The 17,330-nt window shown below is 43.8% G+C and carries 13 protein-coding genes and 2 pseudogenes; 9 read left to right on the top strand and 6 right to left on the bottom strand.

What is annotated here, in order from left to right:
* Window positions 1-400: 400 nt before the first annotated feature.
* From PUQ00_RS27985 to PUQ00_RS27975, 3 genes are all read right to left on the bottom strand, one after another.
* Window positions 401-730 carry a 4Fe-4S binding protein gene (locus PUQ00_RS27985; protein ID WP_300422725.1) on the bottom strand — a complete coding sequence of 110 codons (330 nt, stop codon included), beginning with the start codon at window positions 728-730 and terminating at the stop codon, window positions 401-403.
* The gene (locus PUQ00_RS27980; RefSeq protein WP_300422724.1) at window positions 727-2,352 is read right to left on the bottom strand and encodes an FAD-binding protein; all 1,626 of its coding nucleotides are present in this window, start codon (window positions 2,350-2,352) and stop codon (window positions 727-729) included. Before PUQ00_RS27980 ends, PUQ00_RS27985 begins: the two co-directional genes overlap by 4 nt.
* A gap of 573 nt (window positions 2,353-2,925) precedes the next feature.
* Window positions 2,926-4,740, bottom strand: a complete 1,815-nt coding sequence (locus tag PUQ00_RS27975; protein ID WP_300422722.1) for an iron uptake porin — start codon at window positions 4,738-4,740, stop codon at window positions 2,926-2,928.
* A 438-nt stretch (window positions 4,741-5,178) separates the two neighbouring features.
* Here PUQ00_RS27975 and PUQ00_RS27970 point away from each other — a divergent pair, with 438 nt between their 5' ends.
* The 4 genes from PUQ00_RS27970 to PUQ00_RS27955 all read left to right on the top strand — a co-directional run bounded on the left by PUQ00_RS27970 (window position 5,179) and on the right by PUQ00_RS27955 (window position 8,786).
* Window positions 5,179-5,364 (top strand): hypothetical protein, encoded by a 186-nt coding sequence (locus PUQ00_RS27970; RefSeq protein ID WP_300422720.1) that lies wholly within the window; start codon window positions 5,179-5,181, stop codon window positions 5,362-5,364.
* A 401-nt stretch (window positions 5,365-5,765) separates the two neighbouring features.
* On the top strand, window positions 5,766-6,914 hold the full coding sequence (gene ssuD / locus PUQ00_RS27965) for an FMNH2-dependent alkanesulfonate monooxygenase (RefSeq protein ID WP_300422719.1): 1,149 nt from the start codon (window positions 5,766-5,768) through the stop codon (window positions 6,912-6,914).
* Between the two features lie 133 nt (window positions 6,915-7,047).
* Window positions 7,048-7,875 (top strand): ABC transporter permease subunit, encoded by an 828-nt coding sequence (locus PUQ00_RS27960; RefSeq protein WP_300422718.1) that lies wholly within the window; start codon window positions 7,048-7,050, stop codon window positions 7,873-7,875.
* A gap of 140 nt (window positions 7,876-8,015) precedes the next feature.
* Window positions 8,016-8,786 carry an ATP-binding cassette domain-containing protein gene (locus PUQ00_RS27955; RefSeq protein WP_300422717.1) on the top strand — a complete coding sequence of 257 codons (771 nt, stop codon included), beginning with the start codon at window positions 8,016-8,018 and terminating at the stop codon, window positions 8,784-8,786.
* 223 nt (window positions 8,787-9,009) lie between these two features.
* Here PUQ00_RS27955 and PUQ00_RS27950 read toward each other — a convergent pair.
* From PUQ00_RS27950 to PUQ00_RS27940, 3 genes and pseudogenes are all read right to left on the bottom strand, one after another.
* A pseudogene (locus PUQ00_RS27950) lies at window positions 9,010-9,561 on the bottom strand (Uma2 family endonuclease).
* Between the two features lie 87 nt (window positions 9,562-9,648).
* A pseudogene (locus PUQ00_RS27945) lies at window positions 9,649-9,819 on the bottom strand (HU family DNA-binding protein); the annotation flags it as partial.
* Window positions 9,820-9,850: 31 nt separating this feature from the next.
* Complete coding sequence (locus tag PUQ00_RS27940; RefSeq protein WP_300422716.1) at window positions 9,851-10,432, bottom strand: PEP-CTERM sorting domain-containing protein; 582 nt, start codon at window positions 10,430-10,432, stop codon at window positions 9,851-9,853.
* Between the two features lie 561 nt (window positions 10,433-10,993).
* On the opposite strand from PUQ00_RS27940, the gene PUQ00_RS27935 reads away from it, so the two are divergent.
* The 5 genes from PUQ00_RS27935 to PUQ00_RS27915 all read left to right on the top strand — a co-directional run bounded on the left by PUQ00_RS27935 (window position 10,994) and on the right by PUQ00_RS27915 (window position 17,236).
* A complete protein-coding gene (locus tag PUQ00_RS27935) occupies window positions 10,994-13,207 on the top strand; it encodes a hypothetical protein (protein WP_300422715.1) in 2,214 nt (737 codons plus the stop codon).
* A complete protein-coding gene (locus PUQ00_RS27930) occupies window positions 13,179-14,252 on the top strand; it encodes an FAD-dependent oxidoreductase (protein ID WP_300422713.1) in 1,074 nt (357 codons plus the stop codon). Before PUQ00_RS27935 ends, PUQ00_RS27930 begins: the two co-directional genes overlap by 29 nt.
* 413 nt (window positions 14,253-14,665) lie before the next feature.
* Window positions 14,666-15,733: an aldo/keto reductase gene (locus PUQ00_RS27925; protein ID WP_300422711.1), complete on the top strand. Its 1,068-nt coding sequence runs from the start codon at window positions 14,666-14,668 to the stop codon at window positions 15,731-15,733.
* Window positions 15,734-16,102: 369 nt separating this feature from the next.
* Window positions 16,103-16,960 carry an aldo/keto reductase gene (locus PUQ00_RS27920; protein WP_300422710.1) on the top strand — a complete coding sequence of 286 codons (858 nt, stop codon included), beginning with the start codon at window positions 16,103-16,105 and terminating at the stop codon, window positions 16,958-16,960.
* Between the two features lie 105 nt (window positions 16,961-17,065).
* Window positions 17,066-17,236 (top strand): hypothetical protein, encoded by a 171-nt coding sequence (locus PUQ00_RS27915; protein WP_335030141.1) that lies wholly within the window; start codon window positions 17,066-17,068, stop codon window positions 17,234-17,236.
* The last annotated feature ends 94 nt before the right edge of the window (window positions 17,237-17,330 follow it).

Raw genomic sequence — 17,330 nt, 5'->3', positions numbered from 1 at the left:
AATTTCTACTCCACCTTTTTATTATCTCATGCTATTTATATTAAGGATAAGTCTATTGAGCAGATTTAGTTTCGCCTTGGCTACATGCTGTAGTTAGTAGCAGCAGCACACAAGCCGCTGAGGTTGATAATCGAAGTTTATAGCGGTTTTTGATTGGGTGAGGTACAGTTTTGACTTTTGACTTTTGACTTTTGAACGCCAGTTGCTTCAAGTCGGCAGAGCCGCCCAACGCACTGGCTCCTTTTGACTTCCCCGTTCGCGTAGCGTCTCGCAGAGAAGGGGGGTAAGGGGGTTAGGTCTGTCTGCATATGTGTACCTCATCGAATTGAAAATGGCTATATTTTTCCTGATAGAACCTGTTCCTACTGCGAACGACAGCATGACTCTTTTCTTTGCCGCACTATTTCATCTGCTTCAAAATTTGGAATGTTTGATCTGTTTTTGCTGTTGAGGTGCGTTTATGTCCCCAACCGACCTTTTCCCGGTAACTACCCAGTAGCCCGACTTCTACCAATTCTGCCTCGTTGACTGAAGTCTTCATATCGCTTTCTGGTGCAACATAAAGAGCATCAACTGGACAATACAATTCGCACATATAACAGGTTTGGCAGTCACTCTGTCGAGCAATGGTCGGCGGTGCATCTGGCACACGTTCAAACACGTTGGTTGGACAAATGTTTACGCAGATATTACATTTTATGCACCGCGACTCGCTGACCAACTCAATCACACTAACGCTCCTATTTTGGATTGTGACTTTTCTGTAGTATGTAAAGGCTGACTCTTCACCCAGACTTGATCTAACCCGCCACTAATCAGGTAATGTTGCTGGTTAGCATCAAGTTCTGGATAGTCTAGGTGTCTGTGCATACCACGAGTTTCTTTACGTTCAATGGCACTGCTGTACATCCACCGCGCTGTGGCTACCATCGCCGCAGCTTCTCGCGCTCTGGGAAGCTCTTTCTCTGACGTTACTTGGCTATTGCGGAGTTCTTGCCAAAGATGATTTAACCTACCCAAAGACTCAGTTAAGCCTTGTTCTGTACGGAAATAGTTCTTTTCGTAGGGGAATACTTCAGCTTGGACTGCTTGAATCACTTCATCAGTTGCTAATGTTTGAGAGCGATCGCTCCCACTCTGTAATACTACCTCTCCAACACCCTGAACGCGGCGTTGAGTTTTGTGTTCTCCCAAACTGCGAGTATATTCAGCAGCCGATTTCCCTGACCAATATCCAGAAGATATTGCCCAAGCCGCATTGTGACTACCACCGCCAGTAAATCCGCCACAAATCAGTTCGCGTGTAGCTGCATCTCCAGCCGCATAAAGTCCCCGTACAGAACTCGCACAACTCTCATCTACAATCCGAATTCCTCCCGTACCGCGCACAGTTCCCTCTAGGCGCAAAGTCACAGGGAAACGTTGGGTAAATGGATCAATGCCTGCACGGTCAAAGGGTAAAAAGAAGTTGGGCTGTGCTAAACGCATAGATGGTCGCATCGATTCCGCCGCTTGATCTATGATGGCGTAAACTGGCTGTTGCAGCAATGTTTGAGCAATTACTGAACGTCTATGAGAACTTGCCCCCGGAATCACAGTACCATCTTCGTAGGTGAAGGTTGCCCAATTATAGAACAGGGTTTTGGTGACTGAAGAAAAAGCTGGAGAGATGCCATAGGCATTGGAAAATTCCATACCCGACATCTCGGCACCAGCTTCGGCTGCCATTAAATAACCATCCCCTGTCAGGACGTTGCATCCTAACGCTTTACTGAGAAATGCACAGCCGCCAGTGGCGATAATTGTGGACTGCGATCGCACTATCCATTTCTCACCAGTCTGACGGTTTACACCTGATGCACCAGCAACAGCACCATCCTCATCAACCAGTAGTTCTAAGGCGGGGCTGTTGTCTAAAATTGTCACTCCTGCCCGTTGAATTTGCCGTCGCATCAGCCGCATATACTCCGGCCCTTGCAGCGATCGCCGATAGGGTTTACCTTCATCGTCGGTGGGAAAGGGATAACCCCACTCTGCTAATTGATTGACGTTGACAAAGGTCTGATTTAGTACCCGATCCATCCAGTTGCGATCGGATAAAAACCCACCCAAAGATTCCCGACTTGCCTTTGCTGTTTCTCGTGCTTCTGGGTCAGGTGGCACATACCACACACCATTACCAGATGCAGCAGCGCATCCAGTTGTACCACAATATCCTTTGTCTACAACGATCACCCTCGCTCCACTTGATGCAGCACTCCATGCCGCCCAAGTTCCAGCTGGCCCACCTCCAATCACAAGCACATCTGCTTGGAGGTCGAGTTCAAAATCCGTTGTTAACGTCTTCAGCATCTATAAATTTCCCCCCATCGATAAAGTCTTAAGCATCAAGTCTTCACCCCATCGATGCTGCAAAATATTCAGAAATCTCTTTGCCTATCTACTTGACGGCTTATATCATGTCTAGTAAATTACTTGTGATTTCTGCCTCACCTCTCCCCATTCCCTGGTAGGCCAGCCTGGAGCTTTAGCTCTAGGTGGGGTGAGGTATGGGTAATTTAGCGGACATGATATTACAAGTAGCTTTAAATCGTGGCTCCTTAAGACAGGTTGCCACCAGATCGGTATCCAATCAACTACTTTAACTTGATGGGCAAACCGTAGTTTAAAACATAACACAAAGCTTTTCACAGTTTTCGACAAAAAGCAAGTATTTTAACAAACAAATTCAAAGGTAAAGTTATGTCAAATGAACTTTACTATCTCTCCTAAGAGACTTGCTTTTTACAGTGTTTTGTGCATCTATCGAATGTTAGTCCACTTAGTCCACAAAGTACTTAATCTCGATACATTTACCTCTGTTTGACAAGAGAGGCAGGAGGAATACGGTTTTTAACAATTTAGTACTGCCCTAGTTTTTATAGGTTAAAACCTAAAGAGAGTACGAACCCAGGCAAATAAACTATCAGGATTGCCGGAATCAGAGTTCGGCGCAGTAATCCAGATCAAACCCGGCGTAATCTCAATATTATCGCTGATTTTATATTGGTAGAATGCCTCAACGTGCAGGGAAGTATCTTTGTCCGCTTGTCCGGCACCTGCTCCCAAATCTACACCCTTGCTGAGACTGATCATTTTCGGCTCCATACCAACTAAAATCCCCCCTAGAGCACCTTCCTTAAAAAGATCGGGGAATGCCAGTCCTACCGCCCAATCCATGCCATCGCCATCTCCGTGTCCCAAATAGCGGTGTGCTGCATAACTTACCCACGCATCGATTGCCAACTTGGGACTAATTTGATAGAACGTCTGTAGACCATAAAGGTTGCCCACAGTTCCCGCTCCGGGCACGGTGCTGTTTATCAGGTTACTGCCGACTGCTGGACCGAAGTTTGTTCCACTAAAACCTATGGTATTTGGTGGGCTATAGGTATTAACGTAAGTTGCCGCAAACCGAAAATTCCGATTAGAAGAGTAGTATATTAACTGTGCTAAAGCTAAATACCTGCCTTTAAAGAAGCCATTATTAGCTGTCGGATTGTTGCCGTTTGGTGCACTGTACGCTAATCCTAATTGAACCTGTTTACCTAATCCCTGGAGTATGGCAATTCCGGCACCGCTATCTCCATAGTTATAGACCAAAGACCGCCGTGAAAATCGTGAAATCCCATTAGCACCAGTCGCAGAAGACGATTCAAAATATGGGTTAATCGGACCAGAAAGACCTATCTCACTAGCTCCATCAGACAGGGCATAAATGTTGACTTGGGTATTTGGTAAAGGTAGAAACCGATAGCGGACACCACCGAGAGTAATAGTGTTAAGTGGAAAAGTAATACTGGCGTTATCAGCACTTCTCCCCTCATAAGTTCCCAATAATCCAGCTCTTGTTTGTCCCAATGATTGAATACTTCCACCTGCCAGCGTTATACCTAGTGAATCTTTACCGTTAAAACTGGTGTTTAACCGTAAAGAAGTTAAACCTTGAAGTGTGGGATTGTGAGGTGCAGGTGTCTTGGTGACGACGTTATTGCCCGCCAGAACTGAGCCAAGAACAATTTGGGCTCGACCGACAAGTTTGGTTGTGGTCGAAAACTGAGTTGTTTCTAACTTCGCAGTTCGCGCTTCTAAGGTATCTACGCGTCCCCGGAGTTGAGCAAGTTCTGGAGAATATTCTTCTTGTAACTTTTTGAGGATATCCAAGTCTTCCCGTTTAACTAAATCTGTCGTTGAAGTCCCAATTAGCTCATTGATGCGATTTAAAGCTGCATTCAACCCAGCCGCAAATTCATAGCGCGTTAAAGGACGATTCCCTTTAAATGTGCCATCTGCATATCCTGTAATTACACCGTAGCGCTCAACTAGAGACTGTAATGCTTGAAATGCCCAATCTGTCGGCTTAACATCTGACAGTTGTGAGACTGATGTTGCTTGTCCGGCAGCATTATTTGGAGCTTTTTTACTAGTTGGCGGTGCAACTTCCAACAATTGCGATACAGGTGTCACTTGCCCTGTTACATTATTTGTAGCCTTTTTATCACTTAACGGTGCAATTGAAGTTTCTACTGTTTGATTGATAACTGCTTCTGGAGCTTTGTTCACTTCTATTTGGACAGTAGATGCATCAGATTTAGGCAGTTCAGCTTTACTTTTTGCCGGATAAACAACCAGGAAAATTAGAATATCTAGCAACGAAAGCAGTAACAATAGGCATCTATAATTCCAGCGAAAATTAGACATGACTCTTCAACTCCTCAACCTTAATGATGAATAAATTAGCTCTAATCTGGACAGATAAACTAGAGGCAATACTTGATGCAATGTCGCTGCTAAACCATTAGAGAATAACCTGACTAAAGGTTTCACTATAGAGAAAACTAGCAATCTCCTATAGATAGGAAACCACTACTAAGCAGCTGAATCTAGAATCCCAAAGCCATAGTAAAACTACCTTTGAAATCCTGTTTTTATTGGTTAGATTGTACAAAGTTAATCAATGATTCCTGACATTGACTAAAGCTTAGTTTGGATTCAATTTATTATCTGCCAATGAACATTAGCTGAACGCAGTAATTTGTAATCAGCGATGTTTGAGAGCATCAATTGTTAGCTAAGTACGATAAGACGATAAAAATACCGTACTTTGGGTAGAATTATCTTTGCATAGAGCTTGGTACAATGCAAGACCCAGTATTTATTTATCAGGTGAAAATTTTTCAAAATTATTGGGTAAGTCAATTTAACCAACTGCGATCGCATAGCTTCGGGACGGGAGCAAAGGTAAAGTATTTCCGCAATCACGAGCGTTGGCGCAGCCTAAGAAGAGAAGCGTTTGCGGTAGCGTCTCGTAGAGAAAGAATCTGATCAAGACTGCGTTTCGTTAGGAATAATCAATCATCGCTGCCTAAGTCCTGAGTGTGCCGTAGGCGATCGCCACAGATAGTCAGTCGGCAAAAAACGAATGAAAAGTCGAACAGAAGTCTGGGCGGAGCAAAAAACTGGATCGCAGGGAGTCTCTGCAACCCAGTGGCTTCTCAGCACTCCTGAAATGTGGTTTACTAAGTGAAAACTTGTATTTTCCAACACAGTCATTGCGCTACAATAGTGTCAAAATTGGTGGTTAAGGGGTTAGTTGTTCAGACAGCCATTTTTTACTAATGGTTAAATTAGGTTTGATTTTTATGCAATATCAGGTAAGATTTTCACTATAAACTACGGTAATTTGGTCGGTTAATCGTAGATTTTAACCTCATACCCTGATAAATATGCAAATTCTCTGGTTTATTCCTACTGGATCTCATGACGGACGCTATTTAGGCACAGATATTAGCTCTCGTGTTGTCACACCTGATTATTTGCAGCAAATTGCCCAAGCTGTAGATAATTTGGGCTACACAGGGGCATTGTTACCCACAGGGATTTCTTGTGAAGATGCTTGGATCACTGCCGCCGCTTTCATCTCTGTCACCAAGCAGATGAAATTTCTCGTAGCAATTCGCCCAGGAATTACTTCTCCAGGTGCTGCCGCACGGATGGCAGCAACATTTGACCGAATTTCTAAAGGAAGATTGTTGATTAATGTGGTGACAGGTGGCGATCCGGTGCAACTCGCTGGGGATGGTTTGCATCTTAGTCATGATGATCGCTATGATTTAACCGATGAATTTCTCAGAGTTTGGCGGGGTATCGTCAGTGGGGAAACAGTCGATTTTAAAGGAAACTACCTCGATATCAAAGGCGGTAAGCTCTTATTTCCACCAGTTCAAAAACCCTATCCACCCTTGTGGTTTGGTGGTTCATCTGCTGCTGCCAAGCGAGTTGCTGCGAAACACATTGATGTTTACCTGACTTGGGGCGAACCACCACAGCAAGTAGCCCAAAAGATTGCTGAAGTTCGGCAACTGGCGGCTGAACAAGGTCGAACAGTACGTTTTGGGATTCGCTTACATGTAATTGTACGAGAAACTGAATCTGCTGCTTGGGATGCTGCCAATGAGCTAATTAAGTATGTGGATGAGGATGCGATCGCCAAAGCTCAGAAAGACTTGGCTAGTTCTGATTCAGAAGGACAGCGCCGCATGAGTCAACTACATAGTGGTAGTCGAAAAACCTTAGAGATTAGCCCCAACTTGTGGACAGGAATTGGATTGGTGCGGGGTGGTGCTGGTACAGCCCTAGTTGGAGATCCCGATACGGTTGCCGCTAGGATGCTGGAATATCGCAATTTAGGCATAGAAACTTTTGTTTTCTCTGGATATCCCCATTTAGAAGAAGCGTATCGCACTGCTGAATTATTATTTCCACGTCTACCTTTCCAGAGCGAACCTGTACCTTTAACGCCACCAGTCTTGAGTCCTGTTGGCGAAATCGTCACCAATGAAAAATTTGCTAAACAACTAACGAGTGCCTCATGACTATGCCAATTTTAGATTTCGGATTTGGGATTAAGTAAAAACACCAAATTTAAAATCTAAAATCCCAAATTTGATGCTTCTAGATTCATCCTTGTGAACAATCTAAAATCTAAAATCTAAAATCCCAAATTCGATGACTATTACCTTTAAACACGCCAAAAACAACAATAATATATCCTTGAGCGAGGTGTTAAAAAACCCGCAATTCCAGAAAATAGTTCCCTGGATTGTCCCTGTTTTAGTGCTAATACTTTGGGAACTTGCTTCCAGAACTGGTTTACTTTCAACTAGGATTTTACCAGCACCAAGTGGCGTAATTGCTACAGCCATTAAGCTAGGATCAACTGGAGAACTGTTTCAAAATATCGGAATTAGTGCTGGGCGGGCAATATCTGGTTTTATAATTGGTGGCAGCATTGGGTTCGGCTTGGGATTGCTCAATGGTTTTTCCCCTATAGCTGAAAAGTTATTAGATAGTTCTCTGCAAATGCTCCGCACTATCCCTAATTTGGCATTAATTCCGCTAGTGATTCTCTGGTTTGGTATTGGCGATCAAGCTAGATTATTTCTAGTATCTATGGGGGTATTTTTCCCGTTATATCTTAATACATTTCATGGCATTCGTAGTGTTGACCCTGGACTGATTGAGATGGGAAAAGTCTATGGATTGAAAGCACCACAACTTCTGTGGCAAATTATTTTTCCAGGAGCCTTGTCTTCGATTCTCGTTGGTGTCCGTTTTTCCTTGGGGATTATGTGGCTGACATTAATTGTGGCAGAAACGATCGCGGCAGATTCAGGACTTGGTTATATGGCAATGAATGCCCGTGAGTTTATGCAAACTGATGTTGTGGTCTTAAGTATTGTGATCTATGCACTGCTGGGTAAATTAGCAGATGCTGTTGCCAGAGGATTAGAAACAAAATTCTTGGCTTGGAACCCCAATTACCAAAAGTCATAAATGCCAAAATCACCAAAGTCAAAAGTTGATAAATCTTGATTTTAACTTTTGACTTCTATTTATTTTGAGTGTGATTTGCTTTCTTCAACGTCTGATCAAATAATTAAATCCCGATTGTACTAAAAAAGGAGATTTTGCAAGTGAGTTCAAATGTACAAGGTACACAACTAAGTATTTTAGATTTGACAAAGACTTTTGGCAAGAAAACTGTTTTAAACTCGCTGAATTTAGAAGTTGAAGCAGGTGAGTTTGTCGCTATTGTTGGACGTAGTGGTTGTGGTAAGAGTACCTTATTGCGTCTTGTGTCAGGATTAGATAAAGCAACTTCAGGCGGAATACTGCTGAATGGAGAACCCCTGCGTAGACTCAGCCGTTCTGTAACAGTGATGTTTCAAGACCCCCGCTTGCTGCCGTGGAAGCGCGTTGTTGAGAACGTGGGGTTGGGCTTGGAAGGTAATTGGCGTGAAAAAGCTTTGTGGGCACTTGATAAAGTTGGACTCAAAGATCGGGCTGATGAGTGGCCATATGTCTTATCTGGTGGACAACGGCAACGGGTGGCATTGGCAAGAGCGTTAGTCAGTCAGCCCCGTTTGTTATTGCTAGATGAGCCTTTGGGAGCATTGGATGCTCTAACTCGCCTAGAGATGCAGCATTTAATTGAAAACTTATGGCAAGAGCGAAGATTTACTGCATTTTTGGTCACTCATGATGTAGAAGAGGCTGTGGCGTTGGCAGACCGAATAATAGTGATTGAAAAAGGACAGATTTCTCTGGATTTGCCTGTGAGACTTTCACGCCCACGAGATAGAAGTAGTGAAGTGTTTGTCAATATCAGAGAAGCAGTTCTTCAACGAGTAATGAGCAATGAAGCTACTCAGCCAAATAACCAAGTGTTGCAGTTGAGTAGTTGAGATTTAGCTTTGGTTAATTGATTAATTGCTTGAGGTAGCTGCGGTAAATAGGCTACTTCGAGATTCAATATTATTAATATAATAATCCTATTTGATTTATGAAAAATGATTTTTTATTTATATACAGCAGATTTAAAGTTCTCTACGAGAGGCTACGCCAACGTGAGGTACAGAAATACCCCAATTGCCCTTGACTAATAGATAAAAAAGGCTGTAAATTACCTTAGCTATTAATAATTTGTTCCACCACAACAGAAACATCTGGGAATGTAACCGGTTGAATTTTCCCCCTAGTTAATGTCAGTTTTGTCGCGTAATCACCATCTAAGATTTGTCGAAACACTACCAGGTGTAACTTTTTTAAATTAACAACTCAATATTCTAAAATACCTGCTTGTGCGTAAATTTTGCTTTTTGTTTCTAAATCTTTTTCTAAACTAGAGTTAGCGTACTCAATCAACCAGAAAATATTTTCTGGATAGGGATGATGCTCTCGATACTCGCGTCCTAAAGGTTAGACAATGGCAATATGTGGTTCTGGTTCCGAGTCGTCGGGTAGGGTAATTGCTTTAGCTTGACGTATTGTGACACTATCGCCTAACAAATTTGTTAGATACTTTGCCGCTTCATGACTGCAATAAGCATGGGGTTCACCTTCTGGCGACATTTCGACAATTTCTCTGTGGAGTAGTTCAACTTTGCGATCGCTCAAAATGCCAGCGTCAATCATGCGGTGATATTCGTCAATCGTCCACTTAGCAACTATCACAGTCATGACGATTGATTCCTCCCAATGATTCTTTATATTCTCCCATTTTAAAGGCACTTCAAGTCTGATTCCGAATCAGAAAGCAACTACAAGTCATCGGCTTTGGGTTGGATTGACAGTAGTAAAGTAAATATATCTGTATTGCAAAATGTGCTGCTTTTTCCCGAAACTGTAACAAGCAGAAAATACACGCACTTTGGAAGCTGGAATTGTCATTGGCTCATTGGTTTTGGGATTACGCCCTTCACGAGAAGAGCGATCGCGTCAGATTTAGTTTGTGTTTGTTCGGCTAAATTTAAGCTTTAATCTTACCAGCCTTTCTAGAGACGGCAATCCCACCGGCTCCAAACAATAGACCTAGTAGGGAACTAGGTTCGGGTATCGATGTATTAGAAGAACTCAGGGTAATATTGGCAGTGGGATCTTTATAAATGTATTGTCCTGCTAGTCCCAATTCACCAATCAAGGTAATTTCCGAGCCGGAGGTTCTTTCTAAGCTATATCTAGGAGCATCAAAAGCAATGCCAAAATCAACTATTAAATTCCAATTCGACCCAGAAGAAAGTTCAAAATTGACATTTGGAGGTGAGTTAACATTCAAAGTAGAGTCTAGTTTCAAATTCAGATTTAGCTTGTTGACGTTCACCTCCCAATCACTCAAAGTCCCGTCCTCTGAGTAAACTACGAATCCTGAATATTCGCTCTTGTCTGGCAAAAAGTTCTCCAGTGGAGGGGTAGTAGCATCGACTAAGGTAAAATCGCCCGAAAATTCCTGTCTAGTTAGAATAGCTCCCAGCACCGGAGTAGCATGGAATACGCTTGTTAATACCAAACCAATCAGGGCAATGCGAACTTTGCGGGGTCGAACTTGATTCATGGAAAGCTTCCTTTTTTAATCGTTTACCTTTTTCTAAAACCTATGTAATTTCACAGGTTCACCTATGCAGATAAAAAGTTAGTTTTAGCTGTTACTAGTAAGTTTTATTTATCATGAATAAAATCGCTAGTAAATTATTTTACTCAATCTTAATTTTGTAAATAAATATCATTTATAATCTGTGTGGGAATATTATTAAACCAATTCGCAATTACGTTTTGTGACGGGGATTTAGCGCGAAAGTGTCCACGGGGATACTCCCCGGTGGCGCATTTCGCGCAAAGTCGGAGTGCCGGTTTCCGGCGATCTGTTAGTGCAGCGTTAGCGACGCAAAAGCGTCACTTTGTAAGAGAGACCCCGACTAACATACGCGCTGCCTGTAAAAACTCTTTATTTAAACCCCCAAACTTCGTTAAATATTGTTACAGAAAACATTTTTTCAGTCTATCTATGAATTTTTCTAGTTAAAAACGCGCCAGATTTCCCACCAGCTGAGGCTGCTCAATAAAGAATACATATGCTAGTTAGTTAAAGCGTTTTATAGAATTGAGGATATAAGTTATGGCTCTCATTGATGAAGTTAAACAGGTTTGCTCACGCCTAGCCTCTGTTGGTTGGCGAGACTTGCTACTCCAGCAAGGGCTAGATATCACCGCAACAAACCTCCAGCAGGAATTAACTAAGGAACTATCAGCTATCAATCGTCAGATAGTAGGGTTTGAAGATTTTGCCTTTGAAGGGAAACGAGGAATAGAAGCAAGAAATCCATCTCGGAGTTTACTCTTTCATGCCTTCGCTTCACCGAATGTTGTAAGTGCCAATCTCAGCGCATATCCTACCCTAGCGGAACTCGAAATTATTGAAAATTTTGTTTATGGAGTGGAGCCTCCTTCTTTACAAGATTTGCAAGTTATGGCTCCAAGACAACCGTTAGCGATCGCTGTGTTTGCTTGTGAATATCGCCCGGCTTCGGAAACTGTCCACCGTCAGCACGCTTCACTGTGTTTTTCGCGCACAGGTGTGGCACGAGTCGGAACCGCTCAACCGTTATATAATGATAAACTGCGCGGATTTCTCCCAGCCGTGGAAGGTGACTTAAAAGAAACTTTTCGCGTCTTGCCAGCCCGTTATTCTGCATATATTGCAGTTCAACGCACTGGTAATCGAGATACTTTTGGCCCGTTGCGTTTTCAGGATGGTGATAATAGCAGACTATTCTGGGTTCCACTCCACAAGTTATTCAACGGTACAGAATGCATTCGTGGCTTTGATTTACACGTAACTTTGAATGCTCATCATGTCAATCAAAAACTGCGGCGAACTCATTTAGTATTAAAAAACACAGGGTGGGATGAACCAGACATTAGTAACCCGCCATTTATTTTTACAGAAAGCATTGCTGAATTCACAACAGCGTCTGAGTTTGGCACAGGGCTTTTAGTTCCAGTTGTTCACCCAAATCTCATTGAAGCAGCTACTTATCAAGGAAAGCTGCTGACCTTTAAGGTTCCACCCGATAGTCCAACCCTATCTTCTAGCCTAGCAATTCCTGCGGATGAAACGACAAAAGCAAGACACGCTCCAGAGTATGTTCATGTCCGCCATAGAATATTGTCCAATGGTCAACAAGAAAATCTTAACGATCAGAAAAATGTGGAAGCGGTTGTGAAAGCAGGTGGGTACGATGCTCAACACTACCTTGACTTTACAGGCGATGGGTCGATTGAAGCAATATGTCCAGAGTTAACGGTGGCAATTCCTCGCAACGTGCCAGCCTATTCTCTGGTGACAGCACCAGATTTTTTCCCCAGCTGCGACCAGCGAGAGCTATTAGAATGGACAGAGCAGTCAGTACCTAGCAGACTCAGACAAAATCTTTGGGAAGTTCCGCCAAAAACGTTATCTGACAATCGCTTTGCTCCCAACCTGCAATTAGAAGATGTTGATTTTCGACCAGAAGATAAAACTGTAACTGCAATTGTCTCTTTACCCCGTCAAGGTTCGGTGCGACAAATGCCGTTGACTGGTTCCCCAACAATCCGACAAGCATATCTTCCAGATGCGGCGGCTGGAGTGTTTGCTCCTGGTTGGGATGTGAGTTTTGATCAAACCAACGGAGTGGAACACTTAGCAAGCTACGGCTTAGGTAGTCCTTTTCCAGAGGACTCTAAACTTTGTGCTGCACTTAGTATATTTTGGCCCGCAGTAGCTCCTGATGCAGCCCGGACGTTTCAGCCAAATCCCATGTGGCCCACCGTTAGTCCGTTAACAGATGCAGAAATTGGTCAGGTTGGCAATTTACCGTGGGATGGAATCTCTGGGCCTCGACGCGTCACCAAGGATGGCGAAGAGTTGATAGAGTATTCAGATTTTGCTCATGCAGATTATGTAGAGAGTTCTTTGCAGAAGAAATTTTCGCTCTCATTGACGGCTAAGGTTGATGTACGTGAATACGAAGCCAGAGTGTTGGCAATGGCGAATGTTTACCAAGTCTTAAGGATCAGACCTGAAGACAGGGGAAAATGGAGCGTGTTTTCGTTCCAATTAGTGCAACCGACCAATTCCGAATTACAACAGGCACAAACTCAAACACAAACTACGCTTGGTGGAAATATCTATCGGTTTGAGATTTATCGTCATGGAAGTTCATTTTTAGACCCAGAAAATTCTCGAAAACGCTTAGTTAAAATCGAAGAAACTGTGACGCTGTTTGTTACACCAGTGAATATTCTGTTGAAACGCGGCAATGGAACCTGGTCTAGAAGACGTGTCTAATCCTGATGTAATTGTAGTTGGGGGTGGGCCCGCAGGTTGTGCTGCTGCTATTCGCTGCGCTCAATTTGGGCTAAAAGTTATTTTGATTGAGTCGAAGCCATTTCCTCGTACACACCCTGGTGAAACATTACACCCTGGTGTTGAACCACTACTTAAGCAGTTAGGGGTACTTGAGCCAGTGTTAGCAGCTGGCTTTCTTCGCCACCAAGGAAACTGGGTACAGTGGTCAGCCGAGAGCGAGTTTGTCCCTTTTGGCGAAGATGATTCGGGAGCATGGCTCGGATTTCAAGCTTGGAGAGCCGATTTTGATGCAATTTTGCTTAATCGGGTAAGAGCAATCGGTGTTAAGGTTATACAACCTTGCCGCGCTTCCCGTTTAGTTATGGATGGGTGCAGAGTCACTGGCGTTGAGACTTCCCTTGGAACTTTTTGGGCAGCTAAAATCATTGATGCTGCCGGAGATCATCATTGGCTGGCTCAACAATTAGGGTTACAAATCCAATATCACTCTCCGCGTCTGATTGCATATTATGGTTATGTAGCAGGAGAATGCCCAGTGCGAGATCATGCCCCAGCGATCGTTGCTGATTCCTGCGGTTGGACGTGGACTGCGAAAGTGCGATGTCTACGACGGGCTACGCCTACTCAACTTTATCAATGGACGCGCTTATCATTTGTAGAGCAGAAAATCGCAAAAGACTGGCTACCCAATGAATTCCTTGGGTTAAAGATTTACCAAGCAATGCGGGCCGCTAATGTTACCTGGCGAATTGTTTCACAACCAGCCGGATATGGTTACTTTCTTGTTGGGGATGCAGCAATGGTACTTGACCCGACATCAAGTCATGGCGTTCTCAAAGCAATTATGTCTGGAATTTGGGTTAGTCATGCGATCGCATCAGAACTGTTAGGTAATCTTACAGAACAACAAGCTATTGACCATTACTGTTTATGGATTCATGACTGGTTTCGACACGATGTGAAAAACTTAAGTAGCCTAATTGCTAAGTTGCCTAGTCCTCCCTTTTGGATCTCAAGCAAATAGAAATTTTCTACATCAATAAAGGCATTACTCAGAAGTCAACACCACACCAATTGCAATTGCTGATGGGGAGCCGTTTTGGAACGCATATCTGAACCAGTGGTAGGGTTGGGTTAACTTTGAGAGGCTTAGGGACTACTCCAGGTTTCAAAATGGATGCGGTTTCAAAGCCATTGAATGAATAAACTCTCAGCTTTCGAGGTAGATAGATATTCTATTCATGACTCTAAATACATAGTTGTTATCTTTCACTAGGAAGACGCGAGCGCACAACTGCTTCCGTAGGATGGTAAAAGTCGAAAACTTGTAATCGGCTCAGAGCGTTTGCAGTCAGCCATTGCAAGTAAGCATTAAGCAGTTAGAGTTTTGAACATTATGAATTAGACGTTAACCCATCCCTAGTAAGGAGACAACACATGGATATCAAAAGACGAAATTTTCTCAAAGCGGCTTCAGGTTTAGGCGCAGGTTTAGCGGCTAGCGAAGTTTTACTCAAACCTGTTCTAGCTGGAAACGAATCGATTCAAGCGCAGTCACCAGCAACAACTACTCCCTTATCAACCCCAGAAACAACTAAAAGCGGTGAAATGCTTTACCGAACACTAGGACGCACAGGAGAAAAAGTCTCGATCATCGGGGTAGGTGGTTCTCATATTGGGCAACAAAAAGATGAGCAAGAAAGTATCAAAATTATCCGCAGTGCCATAGATCGCGGCATCACTTTTATGGATAATAGTTGGGATTATAACAATGGAGTCAGTGAAATCCGCATGGGTCAAGCACTCCGCAACGGTTATCGTCAAAAGGTGTTTCTGATGACTAAAGTTGATGGTCGCACAAAGCTTGCTGCGGCTAAACAAATTGACGAGTCTCTGACACGCCTACAGACAGATCATGTAGATTTAATGCAATTCCATGAAGTTATTCGTATGGAAGACCCAGATCGAATCTTTGCTCCTGATGGGGCACTCTCAGCAATGCTAGCGGCACAAAAAGCCGGCAAAGTTCGTTACATCGGTTTTACCGGACACAAAGATCCTTTAGTTCATCTTCGGATGTTGGATATTGCAGCCCAAAATAACTTTCATTTTGATACACTGCTAATGCCACTAAACGTTATGGACGCGCATTTTCGGAGTTTTCAACACTTAGTTCTACCTGTAGCGTTAAAGGAGAAAATTGGTGTTTTAAGCATGAAGCCAATGGGCGGTAAATTTATTCTTAAGAGTAATACTGTTAAGCCAATCGAGTGTCTTCACTATGCTATGAACTTGCCAACTTCAGTAGTAATTACAGGTATTGATAGTATACCAATTCTCGACCAAGCATTAGAAGCTGTACGTACCTTTCAACCGATGAGTCAACAACAGCTCACCGCACTCCTGGCACGAACTGCCGAAGCTGCTGCTCAAGGGCAGTATGAATTATTTAAAACAACTAGCCATTTTGACAGTACAGCTAAGAATCCGGAATGGCTCGGATAAGAAACCAGAGGTAAAACGCTCAGAATCAACCCCAAATTAATCTCATCGAGGGTGTGAAGCTTGAACTCTCGCATCGCTCGCGCTTAGAAGCAGCACAGGGAACAAAGCAGGCAGTATCAACACAAATTGTTGCCCTACTAAAGTGGATAAGGCTTAACTTGAGGACAGGAATTTGTCTCAACGCCATTTAATTTGTCACTGTACAACAGGAAAAAAGCTTGCAATCGGTAAACCACTTAAAGATAAAGTTGTCTTGGTGACTGTGGCAGTCTAAAGCACCCACGATTAATTGAACCCTTGCCATAACTACAATAGATCCCTTATCGAGCTCGGACACTTTCAACCAATTTACACCAATCGATTTACACTATGTCTTCACTTAATGCTAGTGCTTCTGGACAATTTACTCTCTTGGATCGTTCAGTAACGCGGCTGGGCTTTGGCTCCATGCAGCTTACGGGCAAAGGGGTGTGGGGTGAACCCAAAAACCGGGAGGAGGCCCTACAAGTATTAAAACGCTTGCCCGATCTCGGAGTCAATTTCATCGACACTGCGGATAGCTATGGACCTTATGTCGCTGAGGAACTGATCGCCCAGGCGCTATATCCCTATGACGGCATATTTATCGCCACCAAGGGTGGGCTGACCCGTACAGGTCCGAATGAGTGGCCGCCGGTAGGTCGTCCGGAATATCTACGCCAGTGTGTACTTATGAGCCTGCGCCGCCTGAAAGTGGAGCAGCTAGACCTATGGCAACTGCACCGCATCGATCCTAAAGTGCCTGAAGACGAGCAATTTGGTGTGATCGCCGATTTTCTCAAAGAGGGGCTGATTGCGCGGGCTGGGCTGAGTCAAGTCTCAGTGGAGCAGATCGAGGCTGCACGGAAGGTATTCCCCGTGACCACGGTGCAGAACCGCTACAACCTTGTAGACCGGGCTGATGAGGCGGTACTCGACTACTGCACGCATGAGGGTATCGGCTTTATCCCCTGGTATCCGTTAGCCTCCGGCGACCTCGCCCAGTCAGGTGGACCGGTAGACAAGATTGCCAAGGCACACAGCGCATCGCCGGGACAAGTAGCACTGGCTTGGGTGCTAAAGCGAAGTCCTAATATACTGCCGATTCCGGGAACAAGTCAAGTTGCTCACCTCGAAGAGAACATTGCTGCCGCGCAGCTTGATCTGTCAGACGACGAGTTTCAGCAACTCGATAAAGCCGCTGCATGAGTCAAGCGATCGCTACTTTATGTCTAATCTTTTAGAGCAACATATTGCTCACTTTGATTATGTACAATCCCCTCGCCTGTTCACATGGATGTCTGGTAACAGAACATTCTGGTAGACTCAGCAGCTGATGTGACTGGATTAGTGGATTTTGATCGCGCCCTTTGGGGCGATCCAGAAATTGAGTTTGCGGTGTTGGACTACTGTGATATTAGCCAAAGAGCCTTTTGGCAGGGATATGGGAAGGAACGCGCAAAGTCTACCTCTGCTGTTATTTAGACAGGCTGGTGCTTTCGCCAAAAAATCTTTAGTGGGACTTATAGCAATCGAAGTATAGGTTAGGACGCTAAACGAACAGCCGTATCAACTCTCT

The sequence above is a fragment of the Nostoc sp. S13 genome (assembly GCF_029379315.1).
In the GTDB taxonomy this organism is placed as follows: domain Bacteria; phylum Cyanobacteriota; class Cyanobacteriia; order Cyanobacteriales; family Nostocaceae; genus Nostoc.
Note: the sequence above shows the minus strand (reverse complement) of the source record. Positions and strands in the feature narration are given on the sequence as shown.

Excerpts from the sequence above, each read along its gene's own strand:
- PUQ00_RS27980 (WP_300422724.1), bottom strand. The coding sequence starts at position 2,352 with ATGCTGAAGACGTTAACAACGGATTTTGAACTCGACCTCCAAGCAGAT.
- PUQ00_RS27975 (WP_300422722.1), bottom strand. The coding sequence starts at position 4,740 with ATGTCTAATTTTCGCTGGAATTATAGATGCCTATTGTTACTGCTTTCG.
- PUQ00_RS27970 (WP_300422720.1), top strand. The coding sequence starts at position 5,179 with ATGCAAGACCCAGTATTTATTTATCAGGTGAAAATTTTTCAAAATTAT.
- ssuD (WP_300422719.1), top strand. The coding sequence starts at position 5,766 with ATGCAAATTCTCTGGTTTATTCCTACTGGATCTCATGACGGACGCTAT.
- PUQ00_RS27960 (WP_300422718.1), top strand. The coding sequence starts at position 7,048 with ATGACTATTACCTTTAAACACGCCAAAAACAACAATAATATATCCTTG.
- PUQ00_RS27940 (WP_300422716.1), bottom strand. The coding sequence starts at position 10,432 with ATGAATCAAGTTCGACCCCGCAAAGTTCGCATTGCCCTGATTGGTTTG.
- PUQ00_RS27935 (WP_300422715.1), top strand. The coding sequence starts at position 10,994 with ATGGCTCTCATTGATGAAGTTAAACAGGTTTGCTCACGCCTAGCCTCT.
- PUQ00_RS27930 (WP_300422713.1), top strand. The coding sequence starts at position 13,179 with ATGGAACCTGGTCTAGAAGACGTGTCTAATCCTGATGTAATTGTAGTT.
- PUQ00_RS27925 (WP_300422711.1), top strand. The coding sequence starts at position 14,666 with ATGGATATCAAAAGACGAAATTTTCTCAAAGCGGCTTCAGGTTTAGGC.
- PUQ00_RS27920 (WP_300422710.1), top strand. The coding sequence starts at position 16,103 with ATGTCTTCACTTAATGCTAGTGCTTCTGGACAATTTACTCTCTTGGAT.